Here is a 22541-nt window from a genome sequence, read left to right on the forward strand (position 1 = left end):
CACCGATGCGTTGCCGCTATTTGACGGGGCGTTTCTCAAGCTTACGCGCTAGCGTGCGGCGGTGCATGCCGAGGCGACGGGCGGTCTCGGAGATGTTGAAGTCGGTTTCGGCCAACGTCGTGTGGATACGCTCCCATTCGAGCGTCTTGATCGAGGTCGGGCGCTCGGAGAGTTCGGTGTCGACGCTCCCCTCGGTGCGGTCGAACGCGGCTTCGATGTCGTCGGTGTTCGAGGGTTTGACGAGATAGTGCGACGCGCCGAGCTTGATCGCCTCCACCGCGGTGGCGATGCTCGCAAAACCGGTGAGGACGACGACGAGAATCTCGGGGTCGTGCGCGTGGAGCGTCTGGACGCAGACGAGGCCCGAGGCGCCGCCCAGCTTAAGGTCGACGACCGCGTAGCGGGGCGTGCGCTCGGCGAGTTGCTCGACGAGTTCCTCGTGGCTGGCGGCCTGCATCACCTCGTAGCCGCGGCGTTCGAACGAGCGGCGGAGCGTGCGGGCGAAGGTCTCGTCGTCCTCGACGATGGCGAGAAGCTTGGGTTCGGTCATGGCGTCCGTCACGGTGTTTGTCATGACAGCGCGATCGCGGAGAGGGGCATGCGGATCGTGACTTCCGCGCCGCCGCCTTCGCAGTTTACGACCGACACGCCGCCGCCAAGCTTGCGCATGACGTTGACCGCGAGGAACAGGCCGAGGCCGTGGCCGGGTTCGCGCTTGCTCGACTGGTAGGGTTTGCCAAAGCTGGCGAGCCGTTCGTCGCTGAAGCCGGGGCCGCGGTCGCGGACGATCAGCGCGAGGTCGCCGTCGGTGCGCTCGCCGCGGAACGCGACCCAGTGTGGCGAGGCTTCGGCGGCGTTGTCGAGCACGTTGGCGATGACCTGTTTGAGCGCGGGGTCGGAGACGACCTGCGGATCGTCGCCGACTCGGGTGGTGTAGTCGAACTCTACACCCGCGTGGACTGCGCGCCATTCGTCGACGATCGCGTCGAGGAACTGGTGGAGCGGCATGATCTCGGGCGCCTCGCCGCGGGCTTCGCCGGCGGACAGGAGGATGCCGGTGACGATCGCCTTGCAGCGCTGGACCTCGGACTGCATCTCGACGATCTCCGCTTGCAGGTCGGCATCCTGCGCGAGCGTCGGCATGCGGCGCCAGTCGGCTAGGATGACCGCGATAGATGCGAGCGGCGTGCCGAGTTCATGCGCCGCGCCTGACGCAAGCAGGCCCATGCGGACGATGTGGTCCTCCTCCGCCGCCTGCTGGCGCAGGTCGGCGAGGCGCGTGTCGCGGGCGCGCAGGTTGCCGGTGATGCGGGTCATGAAGAGCATGAGCAGCGTCGCGATCAGCATGAAGCAGAGCAGCGAGCCGATTGTGTAGAGCAGGAAATACTCGCCGCTGTAATCGGGGGGCAGGATCAACGGGCGGTAATAGAGCGTGAGCACGCCGAAACAGGCGGCGGTGACGGCGACGATCGCCCAGCTCGACCAGCGATCGAGCAACACGGCGCCTAGCACGACGTGAAGCAGGTAGAGCGAGATGAACGGGTTGGTCGCGCCGCCGGCGAGATAGAGCTGCGTGGTGAGCAGGCCGACGTCGAACAGGAGGGCGAGGAGGAGCTGGATATTGGCCCCCTTACGCCACCCGTAGAGCGGCATGCTGACCAGGTTGAGGCCGACACCCGCCGCCAGCGCCGCGAGCATCGGCACCATCGGCAGGTCGAAGCCGAGCGCGAACCGGGCGAACAATATCGTGACGAACTGGCCGGCGACGGCGATCCAGCGCAGCGTGACGAGCTGGCGCATGTTGGCGTTGCCGGTCGCATCGGTGCGCGCGGTCGCGAGCGCGAGCCAGCGTTGCCAGCCCTGGCGTGCGCCCGCCGTTGTCATGCAGCCTCTTGCCGCTTGCGCGCATCCTGGCGGACGAACACGACGAACGCGCCGATCGTCATGGCGGCGAGCGCGAACCAGGTCAGCATGTAGACGAGGTGGTTGTTCGGGAACGCGATGATCGTCAGGCCGCCGACCGGGGCGGCGGTGCCGGACTTGTCCGCGTCGACGAAATAGGGGGCGACGTTCGACAGGCCGTGCGCTCTGGCGATCGCGGCGACATCGCGCGAATACCATTTGCCGGTGGCGGGGTCGTTGTGACGCAGAAAGCCGCCGCCGGGCTCGGTGATGCGGAGATAACCGGTGATCGTGACCGGGCCGGTCGGCTTGGTATGCGCGACGCGCTGTTCGGGCGAGACGTAGCCACGGTTGACGAGGACGGTGAACCCGCGATCCGTCCGCAAGGGCGTGACGACCCAATAACCGCTGCCGAGTGCGGTGGCTGCGCGGACCAGAGTCTCGCGCGAATTATCGAGGGTGCCGTCTAGCCGGATGCGGCGATAGGCGTCGGTGGTGGCGGTGATCGCACCCCATGACGTTGGCCCGGGCGGGGCGACCGGCGCGGCATGCGCCCGCGCCGCGACCTGTTCGATCAGGTTGAGCTTCCAGGTGCGGCGCTCGACCTGCCAGATGCCGAGCGCCATGAACCCGGCGAACAGCAGGAGCGCGACCAGGCCTGCGACGTAGACGGCAGGACCCGGTTGCGCGCCCCGCGTGCTCACATGTCCGCCGCGGCCTGCATCGGCATCATGTTCGTGTTCATGTGGTACATCACCCAGATCGATCCGCTGAGCGTGATGACGACGAGGATGATCGTGAAGATCAGTGCCATCATCGTCCAGCCGCCCTCCGACTTGCCGCTCATGTGCAGGAAGTAGATCATGTGGACGACGATCTGCGCGACCGCGAACACCATCACGACGAGGGCTGCGGTCGACGGATCCTTGAACGCGCCGGTCATGACCGCCCAGAACGGGATCGCGGTCAGGATGACCGAGAGGAAGAACCCCTTGAGGTAGCTTCCACGCGTGCCGTGTGCGGCATGGTCATCGTGGCTGCCGTGATCCGCATGTGCGTCGTGCGTGTTGGCGTGGGGGTCGCTCATCGTAGGGTGCCCATCAGATAGACGAAGGTGAAGACGCCGATCCAGATGACGTCGAGGAAATGCCAGAACATGCTGAGGCACATCAGGCGACGCTTGTTCGCGGCGATCAGGCCGTGCTTCTGGACCTGCACCATCAGCGTGACGAGCCAGATCAGGCCCATCGTGACGTGAAGGCCGTGCGTGCCGACGAGCGTGAAGAACGACGACAGGAACGCGCTGCGGGTCGGGCCAGCCCCCTCATGGATGAGGGTGGCGAACTCGTACATTTCGATCGACAGGAACGCGAGGCCGAACAGGCCGGTGAAGACCAGCCACATCTGCATGACGCGCTGGCGACCTTCCTCCATCGACAGCATCGCGAAGCCGTAGGTGATCGACGAGAACAGCAGCATCGCGGTGTTCACCGCCACCAGCGGCAGCTCGAAGATCTCCTTCGGGCTGGGGCCGCCGGCATAGCTGTTGCCGAGCACGGCATAGGCCGCGAACAGCACCGCGAAGATGAGGCAATCGCTCATCAGGTACATCCAGAAGCCCAGCATCGTGCTGCCGCCGTCGGGATGCTCGTGCTCGTCGATGTCGTAGAACGAGACCTTCTCGGTCTCGTTCAGGCCATCCTTCATGGGTATTGCGGACATCGCGTCAGGCTCCCTGGGTCGCGAGCTGGCGGGTGCGCGCGTCCTCGCTGGCGATCACGTCCTCGACCGGGATGTGGAAGTCGCGCTTGTAGTTGAAGGTGTGGAAGATCGTCGTCGCGAAGATGCCGACCAGCGTGAGCCCTGCGAGCCACCAGATGTACCAGATCATCGCGAACCCGAACGCCACGCTGAGCCCGGCGAGCACGACGCCCGTGCCGGTGCCGCTCGGCATGTGGATCGACTTGAAGCCGGAGACCGGACGGACCGCCTTGCGCTCCTTCATGTCGTACCAGGCGTCCAGATCGTAGACGATCGGCGTGAACGCGAAGTTGTACTCCGGCGGCGGCGACGAGGTCGACCATTCGAGCGTACGGCCGTTCCACGGATCGCCCGTGAGGTCGGCAAGCTTCTCGCGGTTCCGGATGCTGACGAAGATCTGCATCAGGAAGGCACCGATACCGGCGGCAATCATGGCGGCACCGAAGGCGGCGATGATGAACCAGATCTGCAGGTTCGGATCGTCGAAATAGCGCATCCGGCGGGTCACGCCCATCAGGCCGAGCACGTAGAGCGGCATGAAGGCGAAATAGAAGCCGGGGACCCAGCACCAGAACGAGATCTTGCCCCAGGTCTCGTCCAACTTGAAGCCGAACGCCTTCGGGAACCAGTAGTTGATGCCCGCGAACATGCCGAACAGCGTGCCGCCGATGATCACGTTATGGAAATGCGCGACCAGGAACAGCGAGTTGTGCAGCACGAAGTCGGCTGGCGGCACGGCAAGAAGCACGCCGGTCATGCCGCCGATCGTGAAGGTCACCATGAAGGCGATCGTCCACATCATCGGCAGTTCGAACCGGATCCGGCCCTTGTACATCGTAAACAGCCAGTTGAAGATCTTGGCCCCTGTCGGGATCGAGATGATCATCGTGGTGATGCCGAAGAACGAGTTCACGCTCGCGCCCGACCCCATCGTGAAGAAGTGGTGCAGCCAGACGAGATAGGCGAGGATCGTGATGACGAGCGTCGCATAGACCATCGAGCTGTAGCCGAAGAGGCGCTTGCCCGAGAAGGTCGAGGTGACTTCCGAAAACACGCCGAATGCCGGCAGGATCAGGATGTAGACCTCGGGGTGACCCCAGATCCAGATCAGGTTGACGTACATCATCGGGTTGCCGCCCGAGTCGTTCGTGAAGAACGCGGTACCGATGTAGCGGTCGAGCGAGAGCATCGCGAGGACCGCGGTCAGGACCGGGAAGGCGGCGACGACGAGGACGTTGGTGCACAGGGCGGTCCAGGTGAAGATCGGCATCTTCATCATGGTCATGCCGGGCGCGCGCATTTTGACGATGGTCGCGATCAGATTGACGCCGGACAGCAGGGTTCCGATGCCCGCGATCTGCAAGGCCCAGATATAGTAATCGACACCGACGTCTGGCGAATAGGCCAACCCTGAGAGGGGCGGCATCGCGAGCCAGCCGGTCCGCGCGAACTCACCGATGAACAGCGACATCATGACGATCACGGCACCCGCCGCAGTCATCCAGAAGCTGAAATTGTTGAGGAACGGGAACGACACGTCGCGCGCACCGATCTGGAGCGGGACGACATAGTTCATCAGGCCCGTGACCAGCGGCATCGCCACGAAGAAGATCATGATCACGCCGTGCGCGGTGAAGACCTGGTCGTAGTGATGCGCGGTCAAATAGCCTTCAGAGCCGTTGAACGCCATCGCCTGCTGCGCGCGCATCATGATCGCGTCGGAGAACCCGCGCAGCAGCATGACGATCGCCAGGATGATGTACATGATGCCGATCTTCTTGTGATCGACGCTGGTGAACCACTGGTTCCACAGATAGCCCCAGACCTTGAAATAGGTCAGCGCGGCGACGAGCCCGAGCCCGCCGATCGCCACCATACCAAAGGTGGCGACGACGATCGGTTCGTGCAGCGGCAGCGACTCCAGGGTCAGGCGGCCGAAGATTGTCTTCAACAGAGTGTCGTTCATGATGGTTTCTCTAGCCGTTCGCGACGGGGCGCGTGCCCGGCTGTGTGGAGGGGGTCAGCATGGTGTGATTACGGTTCGATACCGATCCGGGCGCGCTGTTGGCGCCGTCCCGTTTTATATCGGCGGGTGCGGTCCAATGTTCGCCGCTGCCCTTTTCATCGGCGTCCTTCAGCAACGCGCCCTTGACGCGCTCGGAGGCCTCTTGCGGGCCCTTGCCGCCGTTGACGCCCGGCATCGCCATGCCGGCATGCGAGTCCCCCCGCCTTTGCCGCCATGCATCATCTGCGACATGCAGATTTTGCCCGGCTGGACGCACTGCTCGACGATCGCCGTGAAGATCTTCGGCTCGACCGCATTGTAATAGCGGACCGGGACCTTCTCGCTCGGCTTCTCCAGCTGGAGATAGCTGGTGCGGTTCAGGCCGCCCGCCCCGATCGCGCCACCGCTCTGCCGGACCCGGTTGACCCAGGCATCGAAGCCCGCGTCGGACACGCCGTGGAAGCGGAAGCGCATCCCCGAGAAACCCGCGCCGCTATAGTGCGACGAGAAGCCCTCGTAGTTGCCGGGCTTGTTGATGACCGCGTTCAGCGTCGTCTGCATGCCGGGCATCGTATAGATCATGCCGGCCAGCGCAGGGATGTAGAACGCGTTCATCACCGACGACGAGGTCATCTGGAAGCGGATCGGGCGATCGACCGGTGCGGCCAGTTCGTTGACCGTGGCGATGCCGTATTCCGGATAGATGAACAGCCACTTCCAATCGAGCGCGACGACCTGCACCTCGAGCGGCTTGCCGACGCCGTTCGCCAGCTGCTGCTTGTCGACCAGATTGCCGACCGGCACGTTGTTCGCGAGCGTCGGCGCGTCAGGCTTGATCCGGCCGAGGGGACGGTACGGATCGAGCAGATGCGTGCTGGTCCACGTCAACGCGCCGAGCGCGATGATGATCAGCAGCGGGATGCCCCAGATCAACAACTCGAGGCCAACCGAGTGATCCCAGTTGGGCTCATACTTGGCGGCCTTGTTCGACTGGCGATAGCGGAACGCGAAGAACAGCGTCAGGCAGATCACCGGAACGATGATCAGCAGCATCAGCCCGGTCGAGATCAGCACGAGGTCGCGCTGCTGCACTGCGATATCGCCGGACGGCGACATCACGACCCAGTCGCAGCCGCTGGTGAGCAGCGCAAGCGGCAGCACGGCCAGCCATTTTTTTGCGCGGGAAACGGTTTTCTCAACGATCATGCTGGTCCCCTACGCCTCGGTTGCGCCGCACTACAGTGGACAATTTGTCCAATGGGCGCTGCACTGCAACATCGGCATGGCTTTATCATCACGAAGGGTAGCATAGATTGCCCCTGCCCGCATCCGCCCGAACAGCGTATGATGGGCCAGCGCCCTGCAGAGCGAGTTGAAGAATGAGTGCTAACACGATCCCCGAGACGAGCTTCGAAGCCGATGCTCGCAGTATCCACAGCGACGGCGAGCACGTCACGCCCGGCGTGATCGCGATCGGCGTGGTGATCGGCCGCACCTCGGAATTCTTCGACTTCTTCGTCTACGCGATCGCCTCGGTGCTCGTGTTCCCGACCCTCGTCTTCCCGTATGTCGACCGGTTGCAGGGCACGCTCTATTCCTTCGCGGTATTCGCGCTGGCGTTCATCGCTCGCCCGATCGGCTCGATCATCTTCATCGCGGTCGATCGCGCCTACGGTCGCAGCGTCAAGCTGACGATCTCGCTGTTCCTGCTTGGTACCTCGACTGTCGCGATGGGGTTTATCCCCGGCTATGATTCGGTCGGCAACTGGTCGGTCGCGATCCTCGCGCTGCTCCGCATCGGCCAGGGCATCGCGCTCGGCGGTGCCTGGGACGGTCTGGCGTCGCTTCTCTCGCTCAATTCCCCCGAGAAGCACCGCGGCTGGTACGCGATGCTGCCGCAGCTTGGTGCGCCGATCGGCCTGCTGGTCGCGAGCGGGTTGTTCGCATTCTTCGTCGCTGCGCTGCCGACCGAGGATTTCTTCGCTTGGGGCTGGCGCTATCCGTTCTTCGTGGCGTTCGCGATCAACGTCGTCGCGCTGTTCGCGCGCCTTCGCCTAGTGGTGACGCCCGAGTTCGAAGAGATGTACGCCAAGCGCGAGCTCGAGCCGGCACCGGTCGTCGAGACCGTGCAGTCGCAGTGGAAGGCGATCTGGCTCGGGTCGTTCGTGCCGCTCGCCAGCTTCGCGCTGTTCCACATGGTGACGGTGTTTCCGCTGTCGTGGGTCGTGCTGTTCACGCGCGAGGCCCCGGCGCGCTTCCTGGTGGTGGAGGTGATCGGCGCGATCATCGGGATCGGCGCGATGCTGGTGTCGGGTCTGCTGGCGGATCGGTTCGGGCGTCGCACGATGCTCGGCACGATCGCGGTGTTGATCGCGCTGTTCGCGATCGCCGCACCGTCGCTGCTCGATGGCGGCGACGTCGGCGAGCGGCTGTTCATGGGGATCGGCTTCCTGCTGTTCGGGCTGTCGTTCGGCCAGTCCTCGGGCGCGATCGCCTCGAGCCTGTCGCCACAGCATCGGTATACGGGCTCGGCGCTGACGACCGATCTGGCATGGCTGTTCGGTGCGGGCTTTGCCCCGCTGGCGGCGTTGCTGCTGACGAGCAAGCTGGGGCTCGCGGCTAGTGGCGCATATCTGTTCTCGGGCGCGGTGTTCACGCTGATCGCACTGGGGCTGAACAAGGAACTGGCGAAGCGCAACATCGCGCGGTGAGGTTTGGGGGGGCGACTAGCCCCCGTTACCGACACCACCCCGGCGAAGGCCGGGGCCCAATTGGCAAGGCTGCAGTAACGGCGCGCTGCCCTCAGTTAGCACCGTCCCCCAATTGGGCCCCGGCCTCCGCCGGGGTGGTTGCGATTGGGATATCTTTAAGCCCCTCCGAAACCGTTGCCCATTCACAACCGTCGCCCCAGCGAACGCTGGGGTATTCCTGTTGGCGGACGCTGCGACCCGGAACGGGGAGATCCCAGCTTTCGCTGGGATGACGGTCAGCCGGCGAACGCTGAGATGACAGTGAGGGCAGTCAGACCCGCCGACGATCCAGGCCCCAGGACACCGCCCAGATCGCAAACCCGCCAAGCGCTAGCGCCGTCCCGACCCAGCCGGTCGACGGCAACCCATACCCACCCGCAATCGCCAGCCCGCCAAGCCAAGGCCCCAGCGCATTGGCGGTATTGAACGCGGAATGGTTGAGCGCCGCGGCCAGGGTCTGCGCCTCCTCAGCAACATCCATCAGCCGGGTCTGGAGGATCGTCGACAACCCGCCGCCGCACCCGATCAGCACCACCACCGGCAACATCGCCCAGAGATGCGGCGTCGCCGGCGCGTAGAGCGCGAGCGCGCCTGCCCCGAACAGCAACGTGATCCCCGCCGCCGGCATCAGCGCCACGTCCGCCGCCTTTGCGCAGACCAGCGTCCCGATCGTCATCCCCACCCCGAACAGCGCGAACGCGACCGGCGTGAACGCGGACGATACGCCGGTAACCTCGGTCAAGGTCGAGGCGAGATAGGTGTAGACGCAGAAGATCCCACCGAACCCGACCGCGCCGATCGCCAGCGTCAGCCACACCTGTCCGTTACGCAGCGCTGCCAGTTCGCCGAGCGGACTCGCATCGTTCGCGGGCCGCAGGACCGGCGCGAACTTCAGCAGCATCGCCACCGTCACCGCGGCGATGATCGCGACGATCCCGAAACCCCAGCGCCAGCCGAACCACTGGCCGATCCCGTTGGCGAGAGGCACGCCTGCGATCGTCGCGATCGTCAGCCCGAGCATCATCCGCGAGACCGCGCGCGACCGCTTCTCGCGCGGCACCATCGACGCCGCGACGAGCGACCCGACGCCGAAATAGGCGCCGTGCGGCAGACCGCTCAGGAACCGGGCGAACAGCATCAGATGATAGGTCGGCGCGAGCGCGGACAGCCCGTTGGCGATCCCGAGAAACGTCATCAACCCGATCAGCAGCACCCGCCGCTCGATCTTCGCGGCCAGCACCGCGATCGTCGGCGCACCGACGACTACGCCGAGCGCATAGGCGCTGATGACATGCCCCGCGGTCGGTTCGTCGATCCCGAGTCCGCGCGCGAACTGCGGCAACAGGCTCATCGCGGCGAACTCGGTGGTCCCGATCGCGAAGCCACCCACGGCAAGCGCGAGCAGCGCCAACCGCGCGTTGACCGGCGGGGTAACGAGCGGGGCAAACGAGGTGGTTTGGTCGGTATCGATCATGCGGTTTATTTCGCAGTTGCAGCATAAAGCTTCAACCCGCGGACGCCCGATCAAATGTCAGCCGTACCCAAGCCCATGTTCGCCGACACGCCGCCTGATCAGACCGCGCCCTCGATCGGCGCGGTCATGATCACCCGCAGCCCGGGCATGTTGTCGTCATGCTCGATCGTGCCCGAGAGACCGGCGACGATCGCGTTCATCATCCGGCTGCCGAAGCCCTCCCGCGTGCCGACCTTGCCCGAACCCTCGTCCGCGACGATCAGGCGAAGACGGTTGCGATGCTGTTCGAGCGCGATCAGGATCGGGCCCGGACGCCCGCCATAGGCATATTTGCTGGCGTTGATGACGAGCTCGGTCAGTACCAGCCCGATGTTCACGGCGCGATCGGTCGGCACCAGGATCGGCGCGAGATCGAGCCGCATGTGCGCCGCCCAGTCTGCGCCGAGCGAGGTCTTCATGTCGCCGGCCAGCTCCTCGAGATAGCGCGACAGATCGACCGACTCGACCTGGTCGTCGCGGTACAGCCTGCGGTGGACCAGCGCGACCGCGGAAAGCCGCGCCTGCGCTTCGGCGAGATGCTCCTTCACCATGGCATCATCGGATGCCTTGGCCTGGAGCGACAGGAACGCGGCGACCAGCTGGAGGCTGTTCTGGACGCGGTGATTGACCTCCTTCATCAGGACGTCCTTCTGCGCGATCAACACGTCCTTGTCGGCCAGCGTGCGCTGCATATCGGCATTGAGCAGGCGGAGCCGCTGGTTGATATGCGCGTCGTGAAACGCACGGCGCAGGCGATGCGCTGCCTCGATCTCCTCGAGCGTCCAGCGCCGCGACCGTCCGGACACGACCTGGGTCCAGGACTCGAACGAGGTGCGCGGGGTCAGCACCGCGGTCGGATCGAGCGAGACCGCCTTGTGCGGATTGCCCGCCCATTCGACCTCCTCGGCCTGTTCGGCACGGAACCAGAACAGCATCGCACCATCGTCGATCAACGGCATCGCCAGCACGCCGCTGGCGCAGGCGCGATAGGCCTCCGCACGCGGCAGCAACGCGGGAAGTTCGTGCGTCGCCAGCGGCTCGATCCCGCTGCGCGCGCAGACCCAGGCGGCGAGGTCGCGAATCTCGTCATGCGCCGGGCAGACCCCGTCGGTGTCGACGATCGTCCCCTGCACGAACGCGAATCCGTCGGCGTCGAGCATCCGCCGCAGGTCGTCGCGCAGCGCCACGACGATGCTGCGCGGCGCCGGTTCGGTGGCGAGCTTGGCGATCACCGCATCCTCGGCACCGCGTAAACGCAGGCGTTCGCGGTAGACCTCGGCCTCTTCCTTCGCACGGATCTGACGCGCGAGACCGCTGGCCAGCGTTGCCGACGCGGCGCGGATGTCGGGGCTCAATCCGCGCGGCGTGGCGTTGTGGCAGGCGATCAGGCCCCAGAGCAGCCCGTCCTTAACGATCGAGATCGACGCGGAGGCTGCAACTTCCATGTTGGCGAGATAGCGGAGGTGGATCGGCGACACGCTCCGCACCGTCACGTCGCTCAGATCGAGCGTTTCGAACCCGGCGGGACGCAGCACGGCCGGCGCATAGGTGATCGTCGGGATCGTCCGCGTGCGGTTGCGAACGTACAGCGCGCGCGCCTGCTGCGGAATATCCGATGCCGGGAAATGATGATTGAGGAACGTGCCGAGACCGACCGCCTTGTCCTCCGCCACGACGCGGCCGGCGTCGTCGTCGAGGAAGCGATAGATCATGACGCGGTCGAACCCGGTAAGCTGGCGAAACGCGATCGCGGCGCGGTCGCACAGCGTGCTCAGATCGGTCGCGCGTTCGAACATCGTGATCATCGGGTTGAGCCGGCCGAGCATCTGCGTGGCGGTCATCGGTGCGGCATCGACGGGTTCGAGTTCAGCCAGCACATAGTCGCCGCTGCGGTGGATCGTGACTTCGAAGCGTTCGGTCGATCCCATCACCGGATCGCCGACCATCCCCCCTGGCCCCACGTCGTCCATCGGCACGGCCTGCGCGAGGAGTTGGGAAAGGTCTGCGCCGAGCCACTCTGCCGCCAGCCGACCCTCGATATTACCCGCCCCCGCGACGATCTTCAGCGACGCCGGATCGGCGACCAGCAACAGGCCGTGCGGCTGGATCGACCCCGGAATGTGGATCGGCTCGCGGTCGCACGCGGTCAGGTCCAGCCCGCTGTCCTGGGTCTGCGCCTGATCGAGCGCAGTAGCGTCTACATCGTTCTGCGCAGTCATCGGCCAAGGCCCCCAATCAGCAAGACTGCTGTGGCGGTCATTGCGGAACAAAGCAAATACCCTCGCAGTGAGCCTATTGATCAGGATCAGGACGGCGGCGCGGCTCGGCATAGCGCCGCGCGATTATGGCGCAGGCGATCAGCTGCAACTGGTGGAACAGCATGACCGGCAGCAGGATCACGCCGACCTGCGCGGGCGGGAACAGCACGCCCGCCATCGGCACGCCCGATGCGAGGCTCTTCTTGGAACCGCAGAATTGCAGAACGATCGCATCCTCGCGGGGGAGTTTCATCAGGCGTGCGACCGCGAAGGTGAGCGCGAGGACGAAGGCGAGCAACGCCGCGCACAACAATCCGATCAAGATCAGGTCGCCGAGCGACAATTTGGTCCACAATCCCTCGACCACCGCCGCCCCGAACGCGCTGTAGACGACCAGCAGGATCGAGCCGCGATCGACCACCGTCAGCAGGCCCTTGTTGCGCGTCACCCACGCACCGATCCACGGCCGCAACAGATGCCCGGCGACGAACGGCACCAGCAGTTGCAGCACGATCGCCTCGATACTCTCGATCGAGATCCCGCCGCTGCCCGAAGTGTTCATCAGCAGCGCGACCAGCGCGGGCGTGACAAGAATACCGAGCAGGTTGGAGAACGAGGCGCTGCACACCGCTGCCGCAACATTGCCGCGCGCGATCGCGGTGAAGGCGATCGACGACTGCACGGTCGAGGGGAGCAGCGTCAGGAACAGGAGGCCGGCGGCGAGCGGCCCGGTCACGAACGGCAACGCAGTCAGCCCCAGCCCGAACAACGGGAACGCGACGAAGGTGATGGCGAGCACCGCCAGATGCAGCTTCCAGTTGCGCAGGCCCGCCCAGATCGCATCGCGCGACAGCTTGGCGCCGTGGAGGAAGAACAGCAGGACGATGCCGATATCGGCGGCGTAGCCGACGATCGTCGCCATCTCGCCGCGCGCCGGCAACAGGCTGGCCAGCACCACCGTGCCGAGCAGCATCAGGATGAACGGCTCGAAGACGGAGAGGAACCGCCCGATCACGGATGCGCCTTCACATAGGCGTCGAGCGTCGCGAGATAGCCGCTGAGCGCGTCGTCATCCAGGAAACTGCCGAGAAAGCTGTTGCGCGCGAGCGTCACGACCTGCTCGCGCGACAGGGCCTTCGCGCGCGCCGTCTGGCGGAAATTCTCGCCGATATAGCCACCGAAATAGGCCGGATCGTCCGAATGGATTGTCGCGCGCAGGCCGAGATCGAGCATCCGGTCGATCGGATGGTTCTCCAGCCGGTCGACATTGCGCAGCGCGACGTTCGACAGCGGACACACGGTCAGCGTCATCGCGTCACGCGCCAGCCGTGCGACCAGCGCCGGATCCTCCAGCGCGCGGTTGCCGTGGTCGATCCGATCGACCTGGAGGATGTCGAGCGCCTCGTGGATATAGGCGGGCGGGCCCTCCTCGCCGGCATGCGCGCACAGCATCAGCCCGGCATCCGCGGACGCCGCGAACACGCGCGCGAACTTCGACGGCGGATGGCCGACCTCGGACGAGATCGAGCCCGACGCCGATAAACTGGTCGAGCCACGGCTCCGCCTGCGCGAACGTCTTGAACGCGTCGTCTTCGTCGAGATGGCGGAGGAAGCTCATGATGAGGCCGATCGACATGCCGTGCTTCGCCTGCGCCTCGTCGATCCCCGCGAACAGGCCGCGCGCGACGACGTCGAACGGAATCCCGCGGTGCGTGTGCGTCTGCGGATCGAAGAATATCTCGGCGTGGACGACGCCGTCCTGCGCGACGCGGTCGAAATAGGCGACTGCCAGATCGCGGAAATCCTCCTCGGTCTGGAGCACTGCTGCGCCCGCGTAATAGATGTCGAGGAAGGTCTGGAGATTGGTGAAGCTGTACGCGGCGCGGACGTCCTCGACGCTCTTGAACGGGATCGCGACCTTGTTGCGCTCGGCCAGTGCGAACATGAGTTCGGGTTCCAGGCTGCCCTCGATATGGAGGTGGAGTTCGGCCTTTGGCAGGTTCGTGATGAAGTCGTCGTTCGGGAAGGGGGTCATGATCCGTCCTGTCGCTTGGGTCGCGTCGGCTGCAACCATTCCGCCCGCCGCGCACTACCGCAAGTGCGAAAGCCGTTGCATGACAATCCTGTCACGTTACCGAGCGCCGATACTTACGCGAAGGACACCATCGATGCCGACAGGATTGGTCGCACTGCTCGACGACATTGCCGGGATCACCAAGCTCGCCGCCGCCAGCCTCGACGATATCGCCGCGACCACCGGCAAGGCGGGCAGCAAGGCGATCGGCGTGGTGGTCGACGATGCCGCGGTGACGCCGCGCTACATGGTCGGGTTCGAGCCCAAGCGCGAACTGCCGATGATCTGGAAGATCGCGCTCGGCTCGTTCCGCAACAAGCTGGTCTTCATCCTGCCCGCGGCGCTCGCGCTGAGCGCATTCGCGCCGTGGCTGCTGACGCCGTTGCTGATGCTCGGCGGTACGTATCTGTGCTTCGAGGGCGCGGAGAAGATCCTCGAAGCGTTCGGTGGCGGGCATGCCGAGGAGGTCGTCGAGGCGCCGGTCGATGCGGCGACGCTCGAAGCGCAGAAGGTCTCGGGCGCGATCCGCACCGACTTCATCCTGTCGGCCGAGATCATGGTGATCGCGCTGTCCGACGTCGCGACCAAGCCGATCTGGGAGCAGGCGATCGTCCTGGCGCTGGTCGGGATCGTCATCACCATCGGCGTCTACGGCGTCGTCGCGCTGATCGTGAAGATGGACGACATCGGCCTGCATCTGGCGCAGCGCAGCAGCGCGGCGGTGCAGGCGATCGGCCGCGGGCTGGTGAAGGGCATGCCGCTGGTGATGTCGGCGCTGTCGGTGATCGGCACGGCAGCAATGGTATGGGTCGGCGGCCAGATCATCGTCCACGGGATCGAGGAGTTCGGGTTCACGACGCTCCCGCACTGGATCCACGACACCGCGGAGGCTGCTTCGCATGCGGTGCCGTTCGCCAAGGGCGCCGTGAACTGGGCGATGAACGCGTTCTTCTCGGGGATCGTCGGACTGATCCTGGGTGGTGCGATCGCGCTGGGTCTGCATGCGGTGAAAAAGCCCAAGGCACACTGAAGGACGGAGTGCCGATCGCTGCGGACCGTGTCGTGATGGGGCGCACCTTCCCATCTCGGTAAAGGACTGGACGGCTGCCCTTTATCGCGATTACACCTCGTGTCATCGTCTCTCAGCCGGAAGGCCCTTCCTTTGATCCGCAAGCTTCTCGTCGCATCCCTGCTCGCGTCCGCTGTTCCTGCGGTGGCGCAGGTTCCCGCCGGCAATACTGCGCCACAGCCGGTACCGTTCGTCGACACGATCCCCGACGCGGTCGACACGCCCTATCCGGGCACGCTCCTCCTCGACGTCGATGCGACCGACACCGAGCGCGGCATCTTCCGCGTCAAGCAGACGATCCCGGTCGCCAAGTCCGGGCCGATGGCGCTGCTCTACCCTAAGTGGCTCCCCGGCGCGCATTCCCCGCGCGGCGAGATCGAGAAGCTCGCCGGCCTCGTGATCCGCGCGAACGGCAAGATCCTCCCCTGGACGCGCGATCCCGTCGACGTTTTCGCGTTCCATATCGACGTCCCGACTGGCGCGAAGAGCGTCGTTGCCGAGTTCCAGTTCATCTCCGCGACCAAGGGCGACCAGGGCCGCGTGGTGATGACCCCGACGATGATCAGCCTCGAGCCGAATCTCGTCAGCCTCTATCCGGCCGGATATTTCACCCGCCAGATCCCGATCAAGATGACCGTCACCTACCCGACCGGCTGGACCGCGGCGGGCGCGGTGCCGGCGAAGGTATCGGGGTCGACCTACAGCTACGACACGACCAACTACGAGATCCTGGTCGATTCGCCGACGCTGGCGGGTAAGTACGGCAAGGTCTGGCCGCTCTCCCCCGCGTCGACCTCAACGTGTTCGCGGACAGTCCCGACCAGCTCGCCGCCAAACCCGAGCAGATCGACGCGCACAAGCGCCTCGTCGACCAGGCGGTGAAGACGTTCGGCGCGCAGCATTACGATCATTACGAATTCCTGCTGTCGATCACCGATCAGCTCGGCGGGATCGGCCTCGAGCATCATCGTAGTTCCGAGAACGGCGTTCGCCCGGGCTATTTCACCGAATGGGAGACGGGGGCCGCCGCGCGCAACCTGTTGCCGCATGAATACACGCATAGCTGGGACGGCAAGTTCCGCCGCGGTGCCGACCTGTGGACGCCCGATTTCCGCACACCGATGCGCGATTCGCTGCTGTGGGTCTATGAAGGTCAGACGCAGTTCTGGGGCTATGTGCTCCAGGCGCGCTCGGGGCTGGTCAGCAAGCAGGACACGCTCGACGGCTATGCCTCGATCCTCGGCAATTATGACACCGCACCCGGTCGCCAGTGGCGTCCGCTGATCGACACGACGAATGATCCCGTCATCTCGGCGCGCAAGCCCAAGGGCTGGACCAGCTGGCAGCGGTCGGAGGATTATTACAACGAGGGCCTGATGGTCTGGATGGAGGTCGACGCGATGCTCCGCCAGAAGTCGAACGGCACCAAGTCGATCGACGATTTCGCGCGTGCCTTCTTCGGCGTTCGTGACGGCGACTATGGCGAGCTGACCTATACCTTCGCCGATGTCGCGAAGACGCTGAACGGCATCGTCCCCTATGACTGGGCGACGTTCCTGAACACGCGGCTGACCGAGACGGGCAAGCCCGCGCCGATCAACGGCTTTGCGATGAACGGCTACAAGCTGGTCTACGGCCCCGAGCAGAGCCCGTATCTGAAGCAGGCGGAGAAGACGCGCGGCACCGATGTCAGCTATTCGCTCGGCATGGTGATCAACAAGGAAGGCGTGGTCACCTCGTCGATCTGGGACAGCCCCGCGTTCAAGGCGGGCCTCGACGTCGGCACCGAGATCGAAGCGGTCAACAGCGAGGCCTATTCGGCGGACCGGATCAAGGCGGCGATCGTCGCCGCGCAGGGAACGAAGCTACCGATTCGTCTCACTGTAAAGAACAATGACCGATTCCGTGACATCTCGCTCGATTACCACGACGGCCCGCGCTATCCGCGGCTTCAGAAGGTCGGTACAGGTGACGGTGGGCTCGACAAGCTGCTGACGCCGCGCTGACCAGCCACTGACTTACCGGTGCCGGTCGCTCCCCAGACGAGGAGCGCCGGCACCGTCATATTCTGAAAGGACCGCCATGCGTATCGATCTCATCCCGACCGGCAAGAACCCGCCCGAAGACCTCAACGTCATCATCGAAGTCCCGACCGGCGGCGAGCCCGTGAAGTACGAGTTCGACAAGGCCAGCGGCGCGCTGTTCGTCGATCGCATCCTGCACACGCCAATGCGCTATCCGGCGAACTACGGTTTCGTGCCGCACACGCTGAGCCCCGATGGCGATCCGCTCGACGCGCTGGTGATCGCACGCTCGCCGTTCATCCCAGGCTGCGTCGTCCGTGCGCGTCCGATCGCGGTGCTGAACCTCGAGGACGAAGCCGGCGGCGACGAGAAGCTCGTCTGCGTCCCGGTCGACGCGGTGTTCCCGTATTATGCGAACATCGGCGAGCGCGGCGACATGCCGGAAATCGTGTTCGAGCAGATCGAGCACTTCTTCACGCACTATAAGGACCTGGAAAAGACGAAGTGGGTCCGGGTCGGCAAGTGGGGCGACGCCGACGAAGCCAAGCGCGTGACGATCGAGGCGATCGAGCGCTACAACGCCGAGAAGGCCAAGGGCGAAGAGCCGATGAACGCGGACGACACCGCAGGGCGCTGATCGCATGACAACGGCGTCTCGTGCGTTCGATGGCATCCGCGTCCGCGCGGCGCAGATCGGACTATACGAGACGCCGATACTGCACGGGCGGCTGGCCGATGCGGATGCGCTGAACGCCGCGCTCCGGTCGGCGATCCTCGATCGTCACGCCGCCGCGCCGAGTTTGGCGAGATCAAATGTCGGGGGCTGGCATTCGGCGACCGACATGCTCGACTGGGGCGGCGCGGCGGCGACTGCGCTCGCCGACACCGCGGTGAAAATGGCGAAGCGCGCCTCGCATTTCGACGGGCGCGATGCGGCGACGGTCGAATGGACCGTCAAGATGTGGGCGAACGTCTCCCCGCCCGGCGCGCTCAACATGAGCCACGCGCATCCCGGCGTGCTGTGGGCGGCGGTCTATTATATCGACATGGGAGTCCCGCCCTCGGAAGGCGAAGCGGGCGGCGAGCTGTTCTTCGAGGACCCACGCTTTCCGGTGCCGTTCATGCGCCTGCCCGGCTTCCGACTCGTCGGGATCGACGGCCAGCCGCAACCGGTCGAGCGCCGCCTGCCGACCGAGGCGGGTGATCTGGTCCTGTTCCCCGCCTGGCTCCGCCACGGCGTCCGCCCGCATCTCGGCACCCGAGACCGCATCTCGATCGCGATGAACATCGACGTGAAGGGGTGAGATAGCAGGCAGATTAACCCGCGATCCGCCCTAGTCCTACCGCCCGGCCAGCTTCACCAGGGCATCCCCGGTCATCCGCTGGATCGTCCAGTCCTCCATCCCGACCGCGCCAACCTTCCGGTAGAACGCGATCGCATCGGCATTCCAGTCGAGCACCGACCATTCGAACCGCGCGCAGCCGCGATCGAGCGCCACGCCAGCCAGATGCGATAACAACGCACCGCCGACACCCTGCCCGCGCGCTTCCGGCGTCACGTACAAATCCTCCAGATACAGCCCGCGCTTGCCCGTCCACGTCGAGAAATTGTGGAAGAACAGCGCAAATCCAAGCGGGCCCTCGGCATTCTCCGCGATCAAAGCCTCCGCCGCCGGCTTTTCCCCGAACAGCGCCTCCGCCAGCATCGGCTCGGTAGCCTCGACCGCATCCGGCTCGCGCTCGAACGCGGCGAGTTCGCGGACGAAGCGCAGGATCGTGCCGACATCGGCCGGGGTCGCGGAACGGATATGGGTCATGCACTAGCCTCGATCGATGTCTGCGCGATGTCACGCCGCCGCGCCGCGTACAGGCACGCGACGACGATGATCGCCGCGCCCGCCAGCGTGAACGCCGATACCCGCTCGCCGAACACGAGAAAACCCAGCACTGCGGCATAGACGAACGAGGTGTATTCGGTGGTCGCGAGGAACCCGGTGTCGCCGTGCGCATACGCCCAGCCGAGCAGCCACAGCGAGGCGGTCGCAAGCCCCGCGGCCAGCACGAGCTTGGGCCATTGCACAGCCTCGGGCACCACCGCGAGCCAGGGCGCCGCGAGCGCCAATGTCGCGGTGATCACGAGCGCCTGGAAGAACGCGATCTCGCCCGGCCGCGCCGCCTGGCTCTGCAGCCGCGCGATCACCAGGTTGACCGCATACAGCACCGCCGAGCCGAGGATCGCGAGCGTGCCATGAAACGTCTCGGGTCCGGGCACCTCGCGCCCCTGCCCGATCATCACCACCAGCACGCCGCCAAGCGCAGCGATCGATGCGACCAACGTCTTCCACCCGACCCGCTCGCCCAGCGTGACGGCCGCGAGCAGCAGCGCGAGAATCGGCGCGATGTAGGTCAGCGAAATCGCCTGCGCCATCGGTACGCGTGCGAGCCCCCAGAAGAAGAGCACCGCCATCGCCGTCGTCACCAGTCCGCGCGCCAGATGCAGCTTGAGCGCGCGCGGACGGCCGCCCGCTGTTCCCGAGCTTCCACGCGACCGCGCCAAGGCCGACGCTGATCATCTGCCGCCACAGCAGCGCGTTATAGACGCCGATCGCCAGGACGAGCGACTTCATCACCGCGTCCATCATCGAGAACAGGCCGATGCCAAGCGCGGCGACCGCAAAGGCCAGGGCGGGCGAAACGGTGCGCGAGGTCATCGGAACAGGCGAATATCCAGATCGAGGCCGAGCGTGACCCAATCCTTGTCCGCAGTCCACAAGGTCGCAGCCTGATCGATCGCCAAGGCCAGGCAGACCCGGTCGGCAATCGACACGTTCTTGCCTTTGACGATAGGCCACAGATCCGCGGCAATCTTAGCCTGGGTTACAGTGAAGGGCATGATCACGATCTCAAGCCGATCGAGATTCGCGATCACCGCATCGACGTCGGACACGATCTCGAACAGCTTGCTGCGCACCTCGACCAGATTGACGCTCGACAGCATCGCGCCGCGCGCATGCTCGATCGCGACGTCGGCGCCGGGCTCGTTCTTCAGGATAGCCAATATGGTCGACGCGTCGAAAACGACGGTCACGCGGTGTGCCGCGTCCGCCAGTCCTCGATCTCGGCGTTTTCGCGGACCGCATCGGCGCGACGTTCCGCCAACAATTCGTCCACCAGATTACGATCGGCAGGCTTTGCCATCGATCGGAATTCGGACTGCACCTCGCGCACGACCTGCGCGTAGGTCTTCATCGTCAGGGTGCCGTCCGGGTTGAGTTCGATGACCAGCGAATCGCCATCTTCGATACCCGCATCGCGACGCAGTTCGAGAGGCAGGGCGATCTGCCCACTGATGACTTTAGCGTGATAGGTCATGATCACCTCCAGCGAGGTGTGACCCTACCACGCCGCTTATTCCGCCGCCACCGGCACCAGTGCAGCCATCGCCTCGTCGGCCGCTTCGATCTCGGCGGCTTTCGCTTCGACCAACTGGACGATGTGGTCGACCATGTCGGCGTCCTGGACGTGGTGGTCGGTGACGCCCGAGAGGTACACCATGTGCTTGCCGTTGCCGCCGCCGGTGATGCCGATGTCGGTTTCGCGCGCCTCGCCAGGCCCGTTCACGACGCAGCCAAGCACCGACAACGACATCGGCGTGCGGATGTGCTGCAACCGCTCCTCCAGCGCCTGCACGGTGCGGATCACGTCGAAGCCCTGCCGTGCGCACGACGGGCACGACACGACGCGGACGCCGCGGTTGCGGATGCCGAGCGCCTTGAGGATCTCGAAGCCGACGCGGACTTCCTCCTCCGGTTCGGCCGAGAGCGAGACGCGGATCGTGTCACCGATCCCGTACCAGAGCAGGCTGCCCATCCCGATCGCCGACTTCACCGTGCCGCCGACGAACCCGCCCGCCTCGGTGATGCCGAGATGGAGCGGACAATCGACCTGTTCGGCGAGCTGCTGATACGCCGCCACCGCGAGGAACAGGTCGGACGCCTTCACCGCGACCTTGAACTCGTGAAAGTCGTGGTCCTGCAACAGCTTGATGTGATCCATCGCCGACTCGACCAGCGCATCGGGGCAAGGCTCGCCGTATTTCTCGAGCAGATGCCGCTCGAGCGAACCGCCATTGACGCCGATCCGGATCGCGCAGCCATTCGACTTGGCCGCATCGACGACCTCCTTCACGCGCGATGCTGAGCCGATATTGCCCGGATTGATCCGCAGGCACGCCGCGCCCGCATCGGCTGCTTCGAGCGCGCGCTTGTAGTGGAAGTGGATGTCCGCGACGATCGGCACGCGGCTCGCGCGGACGATCTGCTTCAGCGCGGCGGTCGATTCGACGTCGGGGCAGCTGACGCGGATGATGTCGACGCCCGCGTCTTCGCAGCGCCGGATCTGGTCGACCGTCGCGCGGACGTCGTCGGTCGGCGTGTTGGTCATCGTCTGCACGGTGACGGGCGCGTCGCCACCGACGGGGACGTTGCCGACCATGATCTGGCGGCTCTTGCGGCGGGTGATATCGCGCCAGGGACGAAGGGACATGGGGATTCCTCGGGAGTTCGAGGCCTATATAGCGACTTGCGCGCTGGAACGGAACATCGCTGGCCCGAGTAGCGATCGTCGGCCATAGCGGCGCACGGCTTTAGGAGCGAACGCGATGACCCTGTCCCTGTACGATGCGACGATTCCCTCCAATCTCCAGATTCTCCGCGCGGTCGACGCGCTGCTCGACAAGGCGGAAGCGTTCGCCGTCGAGAAGGGTATCGAACCCGCGACGCTGATCGATGCGAAGCTCGCCGACGACATGCTGCCGTTCGGCTATCAGGTGAAGTCGTGCGCCGCGCATTCGGTCGGCGGGATCGAAGGCGTCCGCTGCGGCACCTTCTCGCCCGATCGATCGGCTTGGCCGACCGACTTCGCGGGTCTCCACAGCGTGATACGCGATGCGATCGCCACGCTGGAGGGGATCGACCGGGAGACGTTCGACGCGCTCGCGGACAACGACACCACGTTCGAGTTCGGCACGTTCGTCATGCCGTTCACCGGCGCGAACTTCCTGCTGTCGTTCTCGCAACCCAACTTCTACTTCCACGCCAGCACCGCCTACGCGATCCTGCGCGCGCAGGGCGTGCCGATCGGCAAGCGCGACTTCATGGGCACGCCGCGCATGAAGGCGTGAACC

21 protein-coding genes and 2 pseudogenes are annotated in these 22541 nt (G+C 65.4%); 6 read left to right on the top strand and 17 right to left on the bottom strand.

Annotated elements, in window-relative coordinates; all coding sequences use genetic code 11:
* Positions 1 to 16: 16 nt before the first annotated feature.
* The 8 genes from QP181_RS13045 to QP181_RS13080 are packed head-to-tail and all read right to left on the bottom strand — an operon-like array spanning position 17 to position 6874.
* The gene (locus QP181_RS13045; protein WP_056490014.1) at positions 17 to 550 is read right to left on the bottom strand and encodes a response regulator transcription factor; all 534 of its coding nucleotides are present in this window, start codon (positions 548 to 550) and stop codon (positions 17 to 19) included.
* Between the two features lie 20 nt (positions 551 to 570).
* Positions 571 to 1884 carry an ATP-binding protein gene (locus tag QP181_RS13050; protein ID WP_443027541.1) on the bottom strand — a complete coding sequence of 438 codons (1314 nt, stop codon included), beginning with the start codon at positions 1882 to 1884 and terminating at the stop codon, positions 571 to 573.
* Positions 1881 to 2606, bottom strand: a complete 726-nt coding sequence (locus QP181_RS13055) for an SURF1 family protein (RefSeq protein WP_333928784.1) — start codon at positions 2604 to 2606, stop codon at positions 1881 to 1883. The genes QP181_RS13050 and QP181_RS13055 overlap by 4 nt, the downstream gene beginning before the upstream one ends.
* Positions 2603 to 2989 (bottom strand): cytochrome o ubiquinol oxidase subunit IV, encoded by a 387-nt coding sequence (cyoD, locus tag QP181_RS13060; RefSeq protein ID WP_132895674.1) that lies wholly within the window; start codon positions 2987 to 2989, stop codon positions 2603 to 2605. The genes QP181_RS13055 and cyoD overlap by 4 nt, the downstream gene beginning before the upstream one ends.
* Positions 2986 to 3624, bottom strand: a complete 639-nt coding sequence (gene cyoC / locus QP181_RS13065; RefSeq protein WP_333928785.1) for a cytochrome o ubiquinol oxidase subunit III — start codon at positions 3622 to 3624, stop codon at positions 2986 to 2988. Before cyoC ends, cyoD begins: the two co-directional genes overlap by 4 nt.
* Before the next feature lie 4 nt (positions 3625 to 3628).
* Positions 3629 to 5629: a cytochrome o ubiquinol oxidase subunit I gene (gene cyoB, locus QP181_RS13070; protein WP_333928786.1), complete on the bottom strand. Its 2001-nt coding sequence runs from the start codon at positions 5627 to 5629 to the stop codon at positions 3629 to 3631.
* Between the two features lie 10 nt (positions 5630 to 5639).
* The gene (locus tag QP181_RS13075; protein ID WP_333928787.1) at positions 5640 to 5804 is read right to left on the bottom strand and encodes a hypothetical protein; all 165 of its coding nucleotides are present in this window, start codon (positions 5802 to 5804) and stop codon (positions 5640 to 5642) included.
* Positions 5798 to 6874, bottom strand: a complete 1077-nt coding sequence (locus tag QP181_RS13080) for a ubiquinol oxidase subunit II (RefSeq protein WP_333928788.1) — start codon at positions 6872 to 6874, stop codon at positions 5798 to 5800. The genes QP181_RS13075 and QP181_RS13080 overlap by 7 nt, the downstream gene beginning before the upstream one ends.
* Positions 6875 to 7047: 173 nt before the next feature.
* Between QP181_RS13080 and QP181_RS13085 the strand changes: the two genes are divergently transcribed.
* Positions 7048 to 8379, top strand: coding sequence for an MFS transporter (locus tag QP181_RS13085; protein WP_132895677.1), 1332 nt, complete (start codon positions 7048 to 7050; stop codon positions 8377 to 8379).
* A 310-nt stretch (positions 8380 to 8689) separates the two neighbouring features.
* On the opposite strand, the gene QP181_RS13090 is transcribed toward QP181_RS13085, so the two are convergent.
* The 4 genes and pseudogenes from QP181_RS13090 to QP181_RS13105 all read right to left on the bottom strand — a co-directional run bounded on the left by QP181_RS13090 (position 8690) and on the right by QP181_RS13105 (position 14224).
* The gene (locus QP181_RS13090; protein WP_333928789.1) at positions 8690 to 9892 is read right to left on the bottom strand and encodes an MFS transporter; all 1203 of its coding nucleotides are present in this window, start codon (positions 9890 to 9892) and stop codon (positions 8690 to 8692) included.
* Between the two features lie 98 nt (positions 9893 to 9990).
* On the bottom strand, positions 9991 to 12150 hold the full coding sequence (locus QP181_RS13095) for a histidine kinase dimerization/phosphoacceptor domain -containing protein (protein WP_333928790.1): 2160 nt from the start codon (positions 12148 to 12150) through the stop codon (positions 9991 to 9993).
* Positions 12151 to 12223: 73 nt separating this feature from the next.
* The gene (locus tag QP181_RS13100; RefSeq protein ID WP_443027594.1) at positions 12224 to 13201 is read right to left on the bottom strand and encodes a bile acid:sodium symporter family protein; all 978 of its coding nucleotides are present in this window, start codon (positions 13199 to 13201) and stop codon (positions 12224 to 12226) included.
* Positions 13201 to 14224 (bottom strand): annotated as a pseudogene (locus QP181_RS13105) (adenosine deaminase). The gene QP181_RS13100 and the pseudogene QP181_RS13105 overlap by 1 nt, the downstream one beginning before the upstream one ends.
* Before the next feature lie 133 nt (positions 14225 to 14357).
* Between QP181_RS13105 and QP181_RS13110 the strand changes: the two are divergent.
* The 4 genes and pseudogenes from QP181_RS13110 (at position 14358) to QP181_RS13125 (ending at position 18660) form a co-directional block, all read left to right on the top strand.
* Entirely contained in the window at positions 14358 to 15293 is a 936-nt protein-coding gene (locus tag QP181_RS13110) for a DUF808 domain-containing protein (RefSeq protein WP_132895681.1), read from the top strand.
* 132 nt (positions 15294 to 15425) lie between these two features.
* Positions 15426 to 17338: pseudogene (locus QP181_RS13115) on the top strand (M61 family metallopeptidase).
* 76 nt (positions 17339 to 17414) lie between these two features.
* Positions 17415 to 17993: an inorganic diphosphatase gene (ppa, locus tag QP181_RS13120; protein WP_132895682.1), complete on the top strand. Its 579-nt coding sequence runs from the start codon at positions 17415 to 17417 to the stop codon at positions 17991 to 17993.
* A 4-nt stretch (positions 17994 to 17997) separates the two neighbouring features.
* Positions 17998 to 18660, top strand: a complete 663-nt coding sequence (locus QP181_RS13125; protein WP_333928792.1) for a TIGR02466 family protein — start codon at positions 17998 to 18000, stop codon at positions 18658 to 18660.
* Between the two features lie 36 nt (positions 18661 to 18696).
* Here QP181_RS13125 and QP181_RS13130 read toward each other — a convergent pair whose 3' ends face one another.
* From QP181_RS13130 to ispG, 5 genes are all read right to left on the bottom strand, one after another.
* Positions 18697 to 19173 (bottom strand): GNAT family N-acetyltransferase, encoded by a 477-nt coding sequence (locus tag QP181_RS13130; protein ID WP_333928793.1) that lies wholly within the window; start codon positions 19171 to 19173, stop codon positions 18697 to 18699.
* Positions 19170 to 19913 carry a DMT family transporter gene (locus tag QP181_RS13135; RefSeq protein WP_333928794.1) on the bottom strand — a complete coding sequence of 248 codons (744 nt, stop codon included), beginning with the start codon at positions 19911 to 19913 and terminating at the stop codon, positions 19170 to 19172. Before QP181_RS13135 ends, QP181_RS13130 begins: the two co-directional genes overlap by 4 nt.
* Before the next feature lie 150 nt (positions 19914 to 20063).
* Positions 20064 to 20444, bottom strand: a complete 381-nt coding sequence (locus QP181_RS13140) for a type II toxin-antitoxin system VapC family toxin (RefSeq protein WP_333928795.1) — start codon at positions 20442 to 20444, stop codon at positions 20064 to 20066.
* The gene (locus QP181_RS13145) at positions 20441 to 20728 is read right to left on the bottom strand and encodes an AbrB/MazE/SpoVT family DNA-binding domain-containing protein (RefSeq protein ID WP_333928796.1); all 288 of its coding nucleotides are present in this window, start codon (positions 20726 to 20728) and stop codon (positions 20441 to 20443) included. Before QP181_RS13145 ends, QP181_RS13140 begins: the two co-directional genes overlap by 4 nt.
* Positions 20729 to 20764: 36 nt before the next feature.
* On the bottom strand, positions 20765 to 21901 hold the full coding sequence (ispG, locus tag QP181_RS13150) for a flavodoxin-dependent (E)-4-hydroxy-3-methylbut-2-enyl-diphosphate synthase (protein ID WP_333928797.1): 1137 nt from the start codon (positions 21899 to 21901) through the stop codon (positions 20765 to 20767).
* A 115-nt stretch (positions 21902 to 22016) separates the two neighbouring features.
* Between ispG and QP181_RS13155 the strand changes: the two genes are divergently transcribed.
* Positions 22017 to 22538 carry a DUF1993 domain-containing protein gene (locus QP181_RS13155; protein WP_333928798.1) on the top strand — a complete coding sequence of 174 codons (522 nt, stop codon included), beginning with the start codon at positions 22017 to 22019 and terminating at the stop codon, positions 22536 to 22538.
* Positions 22539 to 22541 lie beyond the last annotated feature (3 nt).

The organism is Sphingomonas sp. LR55 (assembly GCF_036856015.1).
Taxonomy (GTDB): domain Bacteria; phylum Pseudomonadota; class Alphaproteobacteria; order Sphingomonadales; family Sphingomonadaceae; genus Sphingomonas.

Bases quoted from the DNA above. Each gene is read 5' to 3' on its own strand.
- QP181_RS13155 (WP_333928798.1), top strand. From the start codon at position 22,017: ATGACCCTGTCCCTGTACGATGCGACGATTCCCTCCAATCTCCAGATT.
- QP181_RS13125 (WP_333928792.1), top strand. From the start codon at position 17,998: ATGACAACGGCGTCTCGTGCGTTCGATGGCATCCGCGTCCGCGCGGCG.
- cyoC (WP_333928785.1), bottom strand. From the start codon at position 3,624: ATGTCCGCAATACCCATGAAGGATGGCCTGAACGAGACCGAGAAGGTC.
- QP181_RS13045 (WP_056490014.1), bottom strand. From the start codon at position 550: ATGACCGAACCCAAGCTTCTCGCCATCGTCGAGGACGACGAGACCTTC.
- ispG (WP_333928797.1), bottom strand. From the start codon at position 21,901: ATGTCCCTTCGTCCCTGGCGCGATATCACCCGCCGCAAGAGCCGCCAG.
- cyoD (WP_132895674.1), bottom strand. From the start codon at position 2,989: ATGAGCGACCCCCACGCCAACACGCACGACGCACATGCGGATCACGGC.
- QP181_RS13110 (WP_132895681.1), top strand. From the start codon at position 14,358: ATGCCGACAGGATTGGTCGCACTGCTCGACGACATTGCCGGGATCACC.
- cyoB (WP_333928786.1), bottom strand. From the start codon at position 5,629: ATGAACGACACTCTGTTGAAGACAATCTTCGGCCGCCTGACCCTGGAG.
- QP181_RS13090 (WP_333928789.1), bottom strand. From the start codon at position 9,892: ATGATCGATACCGACCAAACCACCTCGTTTGCCCCGCTCGTTACCCCG.
- QP181_RS13095 (WP_333928790.1), bottom strand. From the start codon at position 12,150: ATGACTGCGCAGAACGATGTAGACGCTACTGCGCTCGATCAGGCGCAG.
- QP181_RS13145 (WP_333928796.1), bottom strand. From the start codon at position 20,728: ATGACCTATCACGCTAAAGTCATCAGTGGGCAGATCGCCCTGCCTCTC.
- ppa (WP_132895682.1), top strand. From the start codon at position 17,415: ATGCGTATCGATCTCATCCCGACCGGCAAGAACCCGCCCGAAGACCTC.
- QP181_RS13050 (WP_443027541.1), bottom strand. From the start codon at position 1,884: ATGACAACGGCGGGCGCACGCCAGGGCTGGCAACGCTGGCTCGCGCTC.
- QP181_RS13085 (WP_132895677.1), top strand. From the start codon at position 7,048: ATGAGTGCTAACACGATCCCCGAGACGAGCTTCGAAGCCGATGCTCGC.
- QP181_RS13080 (WP_333928788.1), bottom strand. From the start codon at position 6,874: ATGATCGTTGAGAAAACCGTTTCCCGCGCAAAAAAATGGCTGGCCGTG.
- QP181_RS13130 (WP_333928793.1), bottom strand. From the start codon at position 19,173: ATGACCCATATCCGTTCCGCGACCCCGGCCGATGTCGGCACGATCCTG.